Below are 7,153 nucleotides of genomic sequence, written 5' to 3' on the forward strand. Positions count from 1 at the left end.
AAATTAGAGAGCCTACTGTTATTGATACAGATAAACTTGTTATGAAAAATATTTATTTAAGAGTCGATAGCCCAATTTATTTTTTGTCGGAAGATGATATTGATAAATATATTATAAAGGCTATAAAAGAACTTTCTAGTAGTATTTACGATAAAGTAAATGAATCAACTGTTTGTTTTCATATTAAATCAGTAGACACAAATCCTATTTATTTTCAAGAAGAAGGTCTTTATTGTGCAATGAGAGGTTGGTTAGCACAGAACTATGGTCTTGAATTGGCTTCTATAAATATTGAACTTGACGAAGAGAAGGGGAGATTTATTTTCAATATTTAGGTCATTGTATTGTATTATGGTAGTAAACTCAGTCGCCGACTAAGTTATTAGTTATGAGCAAAATCCCTCTTGCTCCTAGCGTTCTGTGAATAGGCTATGAATAATGTATAAAATGCGATGTGAAGTAAAGTTCTGAATTCATCTATTCTTACAAAAAGGTATAAATTTGAGCAATTAATATTCAAAAATACAACAGGCCAGTAAAGTATGATTAGTAAAGATATTGCCTTAGAAAAAGTTAATTCCTATTTGAAACAATCGAAGGCGAACATGTCTTACGACATCGTAGTGCTGGAAGATGAAACCATGGAATTTGAATTTGGGTGGTTATTTTTTGTCAAACGAAAGAGTTTGTGGAAACAAAGAGTATATTATATGAGACTATTACATAAAGTGTGTCAGTAAAAAGTTTTTTAACTTTAAACTGATATCACAATATGGAAAAGCAAAACTTTGATTTCGAAGCCTTCAAGAAGCAAGCGGCTAGCCGTTTGAAGAATGGAGATACGCTTTTAGGTAAGGATGGTGTGCTAACGCCATTACTAAAAGAGTTTCTTGAGGGCGCCCTGGATGGCGAGTTGGAAGCGCATATTGAAGACGAAGGAGATGCCAACCGGAAGAACGGTAAAGGGCGTAAACAAGTAAAGACCGCCATAGGGTCGGTAGATATTAACCCTCCGCGTGATCGTAATGGGACGTTCGAGCCAGAGCTTGTTCCCAAGCGTCATAAGACCCTGGGGGTAGATCTGGACCGGCAGATTATTTCTCTGTATGCCCGTGGCGCCAGTTACAGCGATATCCGGGACCACCTGATGGACATGTATGGACTGGAGGCTTCTACAGCCACTATAAGCCGCGTTACAGATAAAATCCTGCCTTTGATACAGGAGTGGCGCAGTCGTCCGTTGGAACGGGTTTACCCGTTCGTATGGTTAGATGCAATACACTACAAAGTTCGTCATGAGGGGCGGGTTGTCAGCCGCGCTGTTTACTGCATTATTGGCCTTAATCAGGAGGGCTATAAAGAGTTGCTGGGTATGTATGTTGGCGAGAACGAAGGTGCTAAATTCTGGCTGCAGGTGTTAACTGATTTACAAAATCGTGGTTTGGAAGATATCTTTATAGCCTGTATTGATAATCTTCAGGGCTTTGCTGATGCTATAGAGAGCGTTTTCCCCAAAACGGAGGTTCAGCTCTGCATCGTACATCAGATACGCAATTCTCAGAAATATCTTTCTTACAAAGATGTTAAGCCATTTATGAAAGACCTTCAAAACGTGTATAAGGCCACCACTGCAGACCAGGCAGAGCGCAGTCTTGATCAACTGGAATCTAACTGGGGTACCCGATATCCTAAGGTGATCGAATCCTGGCGGAAGAACTGGCCTCGACTCAGCAGCTATTTTCAGTACAACAAAGACATCCGCCGAATAATGTATACCACAAATATTATTGAGGGCTTCCATCGGCAGCTTCGCGCTGTTACAAAATCAAAAGGCGCCTTCCAGTCGGAAGATGCCCTCATGAAACTCCTATTCCTTGTCCAGGAGAATATATGTGCCAAGTGGAACAAGCCAGTACATAACTGGAATCAAACATTGGCACAATTATCAATTATATTTAGTGATCGTTTGAAACTTAATCTTTAATCACTGTGACACACTTTATGTAATACTACCTATTATATGCACTAGGAGGTAATGCACCAATTATTATTAATAAGTATGACGGTAGTGTGCATTTTGCAGGAACAGCTTATCCTGGGGAAAAATATATTGTTGATTATATAGAGAAGTTCAGAACCAAATATTCTTAAGGAATAATTTACTTAGCCGTTGGAGCTGGTCTAAGTGTACAACAGCCTTTCGACCAGCTCCATTATTTTATATAGAAGATCTATAGAATTTTATCACCCTCTCCGATGCCCTCCCGGCCTCCCTTCAGCATGCCCACCCCGCGGCATTCCTTCCCGTCCGCCAAAACCACCATTCCCATGTGGCCTGTCCTGGAAAACCGGCCGACTATCACGATGAACATTCTGCTGCATAGCAATAGGCCGGTGTGCCTGTTGAACAGAAGGCCCTGCATGAATAGCTCCATTATTATTAAAATGTTGCATAGCAGGGTTATAAGCTGCAGGTCTGCCATGGTTCACCGCTGCCAGTTGATTCCTGTCCCTGCTCATCATCTGCTCATGGTTTGTTTGCATGGCGGTGGCTTGCTGGTGATGTTCGCGCATAGCTGATAGTTCCTGTTGATTAGGCCGTGCATTCACCCCACCTGCGCCGTTAAAGCTGCTGCGGTTGGTTACCCTGGTGTTATTAACCACGGTATTGTTAATGTAGGTGTTATGGACAATAGTGGTGTTCACATTGTTAACAGCAGAATTATACTGGAATGTACCGCCGCTCCATCTGCCGCCTACATACCCGGAGCCGCAATAGCCATAACCATAGTTGATTCCTCCGTAGAACCCGATATGCGGGCCCCAGTAACCGGCATGGAAGCCATATACGCCTCCTTCAAAGCCCCAATAGGCGGGCGTCCATAAAAAGCCTACTTGTGGAGGCCGTACCCATACGCCTGGTACCCAATAGTAGCCGTTGGGGCCATAAGCCCAATAGCCAGGTGTCCAGATGTAGCCATCTGCGGGGCATGGCGGTTGGGTGTAAACAGGTAATGGAGGAGGAGCGGTATGTACGGATATGCCCACGCTTAAACTAACCTGGGCGTATGTAGTGGTCGAGGTTAAGAATGTGATGAAAAGGCCGGCCAGACAAAGTTTTCCTATCGCTTTCATATATTTATGGTTTTTCTTTTCTTTTTGACCTTGAAAAAGATAGAAAGGTTTAAAACAGGGAAGGTGCCATTTTTTAATGCCAGCACTTTATTTATATAGTTTCATTTTCTGAAGATGGACCAGCAAGCGAAAAGTTGCTGCCCGTAAAATTTTATTCCTCAATGGCGGTATCCCATCTTTCAGGTGTCATTGTAACAGAGATAGCAACTAATCCCCTGTAGCATACAACCCGGCTGTTTTGTAAAAGGACGCTTTTGCATAGGCGGAGCTGTGTGCCCCGGCGAAATAGTGCTTATCCGGTTATGAAGCTGAAATGCAGGCTGGCCGCGCTGATCCACGTTAGAGCAGGCAGCATGCTGATTACCTAACTCAAACGACACATGTATGTGTTTTACCAATCATGATAACGCCTCCCGTGTATGGGCACCACATCATAAAGGTGGTATCGTTCTTTTAATGCTGCTGTTTTTTTCAATACTGTCTGCAAAAGCAGGCGTAGTGGATACGCTGATCACAGGCCATGTACTGGACCCGGAAAATAAACCGCTGCCGGGTGCTTCGGTGTCTATTAAAAGTACGCCATCCAAAGGAGTGAAAACAGCGGTAGATGGCAGTTATAGTATACAGGCTGCCGCTACAGATGTACTGGTGGTTTCTTTTATTGGCTACGGCCGCCAGGAAGTGCAGGTAAATGGCCGCCGGAATATAGAGATCGTTTTGCAGAGCCAGTCCACCAGCCTGGAAAGCGTGGTGGTAGTAGGCTATGGCACACAGAAAAAAGGCGAGGTGACCGGCGCCATTTCATCAGTGAATGAAAGCGACCTGAAAGACCAGGCAGCCGCCAGTTTGCAGCAATCCCTGCAGGGAAAATCTGCGGGTATACAAATTACGCAGAACTCCGGCTCCCCGGGAAAGAATGCAACGGTAAGGGTACGCGGACTTACCTCCATCAACAATGCGGATGTACTGTATGTAGTGGATGGCGTACCGCTTACAGCCAATGGCATCAACTCCATTGATCCATCCGGCATTGCCTCCGTGCAAATATTAAAAGATGCTTCCTCGCAGGCGATCTACGGATCAAGAGGTGCGAATGGCGTAGTACTGATTGAAACAAAGAAAGGTAATAAAAATGCATCGCATATTTATGTAGACGCTTATGCCGGTGTGCAGCAAGTGAGAAAAAAACTCAACATGCTGAACGGCCCCGATTTTATTATGCTAAACTCGGAAGCGTTTAAGAATGCAGGGCAAACTTCGCCATGGACCGATCCGTCACAGTACACAATAAACACCGACTGGCAGGATGCCATGTTCCGCTCAGCACCCGTTCAAAGCTATAACCTGGCCTTTGCCGGCGGCAGCGATAAGCTCACCTATCGCCTCAGTGGCAATTATTTCGACCAGGACGGGATCATCATCGGGTCTTCATATAAAAGAAGCAGTTTCTCACTGAACACCACTTTTAAGCCTAACAAATATATTGAAGTAGGAGAGAACCTTTCCATCGCCAAAAGTAAACAATACCTGGTAGGAGAAGGCGCCACCAGCCGGGTAGACCTGCTTTCCGCCATCAGCATGGATCCTACGGTGCCGTTGAAAAATGAACAGGGAAACTATGTGCCTTCCAGGTTCTCTGATATCGTGAATCCATTGGCAAGTATTGAATACATCTCCAAAAATCACCCGTTGAATACCTGGTCGGTGGTAGGAAATACTTACCTGCAGCTGAAACCTGTTAAAGGGCTTACGCTTAAATCCAGCCTGGGCATTGATCTCAACTTCTCCGATGATAAGGCTTTTACGCCTACCTATTATGTGTCGGCCGCGCAGAACAATCCTATTACCAGTCTATCCCAAACCAAAGCAGTGGGCCTGAGCTGGACCTGGGACAACACCGCTACCTACGAAACAACTATCGCCGAAGATCACGAACTGAAGGTACTGGCGGGGATCTCTGCACAGCAATACAGCTATGAGTTTATAAGAGGCAGCAACCAGGGGCAGCCTGGCAACGATTCCTACCTGCAATACCTCGATGCCGGTACTTCCAACCCAACTGTAGGCGGTACGCTGGTTCGCTGGAGTTTGTTGTCTTATTTAGGAAGATTGAATTATAATTATAAACAGAAGTACTTCCTCACCGCTACCATCCGGCGTGATGGCTCTTCTAAATTCGGCGCTAATAATAAGTATGGCAATTTCCCCTCCGCCTCCCTGGGATGGGCATTGGGCAAGGAAAATTTCCTGAGTAACAAGGGCCAGTTAAGCGCATTGATGCTCCGGGCAAGCTGGGGTATCGTAGGTAATCAATCCAGTGCAGGGTACTACGATTTTTCATCTACCATTAATAACTATAACTACGCTTTCGGTAACGGCGCTTACCTTACTGCCGAGCCGGCAGGACTTGGTAACCCCGACCTGAAATGGGAACAGGTGCGGCAGTGGGACCTGGGTCTCGACTTCAAAGTATTTGAAGGCCTCACCGGAACCATCGACTACTACAACAAGAAAACCAACAATATGCTGCTGCGGATCCCTATCCTGTTTGAAAGCGGCTTCTCTACTGGGCCACTTACCAACGTAGCATCCATGGCTAACTCGGGCTTCGAATTTCAACTGGAATACAACCACAGCTTTAATAAAGACCTGCGCATTAATGTTGGCGCTAACTTATCTACCCTGCATAACGAGGTGCTAAGCCTCGAAAATGAAGGCGCGCAAATATTCAACAGCCCGAATATGACCAAAGCGGGTCACCGCGTAGCGGAGTTTTACGGATATGTGTTCGACGGTATTTTTCAGAACCAGGCGGAGATCAGCAATCATGCTGCCCAACCCAACGCCGTGCCCGGCGACATCCGCTTTAAAGATCTGAATAACGATAAGGTAATTAATGACCAGGATCAAACCTTCCTCGGATCGCCCATTCCAAATATCCAGTATGGATTTAATGTGGGCGCCAACTATAAAGGCTTTGATCTGAACCTGGCATTCTTTGGGGTAAGTGGCAATAAAATTTATCAGTCTTACAAATACAACACCAACGGTTTCTTTATTTCCAACTATAACATGGAACAGGAAACCCTGGGCAGGTGGCATGGAGAAGGCACCAGCACTACTATTCCACGGCTTACAGCCAACGATCGCAACTTCAATTCCAGGGCTTCCAGTTACTACCTTACCAACGGCGCCTATCTGCGGCTGCGTAACATTACCCTTGGGTATAATTTACCGGACAGGCTGATGGAACGCTGGCATATGAGTGGCATGCGTGTTTATTTAACCGGGCAGAACCTGATCACGTTTACACATTACGATGGTTATGATCCTGAAATAGGCATCACCTTCGGTGGTAACGCAGGTACCCTGAACCTGGGCCAGGACCAGGTGAACTACCCTCAACCCAAAATTATTATGGCGGGTATCAATCTCACTTTATAATGACTATTGGTATGAAATATTTACTGTTACTGATCATCGCTGCAGGAAGTCTTGCAGGATGTTCCAAATTCCTGGAGGAAGATCCCACGGCGCATCTTTCTACAGCTACCTATTATAAAACGGCGGCAGATGCAGAAGCCGCTGTAAATGCGGTATACGCCGCTGCGCGGCCGCAAAACTTTTTCGCATTGGAAACCCGTATCGTTGTAGGAGATGTAATGTCCGACGATGCGGAGAAAGGCGGCGGCGGCGCCTCCGATGTGGCTGAAATACAGCAACTGAAACTGTTCACCGCCAAGCCGGACAACAGCTATGTGCAGGATGCATGGCAATATAATTATCATGGAGTTTACCTGGCCAATTTAGTGTTGGATAAAGTGCCGGCGATAGCAATGAACGCAGCGGACAAAGAAAATATCCTGGCGCAGGCGCGCTTCTGGCGGGCCTATTTTTACCTGCAACTGGTACAGCTGTTCGGCAATGTACCGCTGGTAACAGTGCCATTGGCAACAGGTGAATATAACCAGCCCCAGGTACCGGAAGCGCAGGTATGGGCGCAGATCGAAAAGGATGC

Annotated in this window: 5 protein-coding genes; 4 read left to right on the top strand and 1 reads right to left on the bottom strand. The window is 45.8% G+C overall.

Annotation, left to right across the window (positions count from 1 at the left end):
- Positions 1–335 (top strand): hypothetical protein (locus VIM72_RS30755; RefSeq protein ID WP_332006623.1); only part of this gene is annotated, 335 nt, incomplete at its 5' end.
- Between the two features lie 437 nt (positions 336–772).
- Entirely contained in the window at positions 773–1,984 is a 1,212-nt protein-coding gene (locus VIM72_RS30760; RefSeq protein WP_332006624.1) for an IS256 family transposase, read from the top strand.
- Between the two features lie 260 nt (positions 1,985–2,244).
- Here the strand turns inward: VIM72_RS30760 and VIM72_RS30765 are convergent, their stop codons facing one another.
- A complete protein-coding gene (locus tag VIM72_RS30765; RefSeq protein ID WP_332006625.1) occupies positions 2,245–3,135 on the bottom strand; it encodes a YXWGXW repeat-containing protein in 891 nt (296 codons plus the stop codon).
- Between the two features lie 384 nt (positions 3,136–3,519).
- On the opposite strand from VIM72_RS30765, the gene VIM72_RS30770 reads away from it, so the two are divergent.
- Together VIM72_RS30770 and VIM72_RS30775 are read left to right on the top strand one after the other, a co-directional pair.
- Positions 3,520–6,579 (top strand): TonB-dependent receptor, encoded by a 3,060-nt coding sequence (locus VIM72_RS30770; RefSeq protein WP_332006626.1) that lies wholly within the window; start codon positions 3,520–3,522, stop codon positions 6,577–6,579.
- A gap of 11 nt (positions 6,580–6,590) precedes the next feature.
- A partial coding sequence (locus tag VIM72_RS30775; protein ID WP_332006627.1) for a RagB/SusD family nutrient uptake outer membrane protein occupies positions 6,591–7,153 on the top strand: 563 nt, incomplete at its 3' end.

This window comes from Chitinophaga sp., from assembly GCF_036569185.1.
Classification (GTDB): Bacteria; Bacteroidota; Bacteroidia; order Chitinophagales; family Chitinophagaceae; genus Chitinophaga.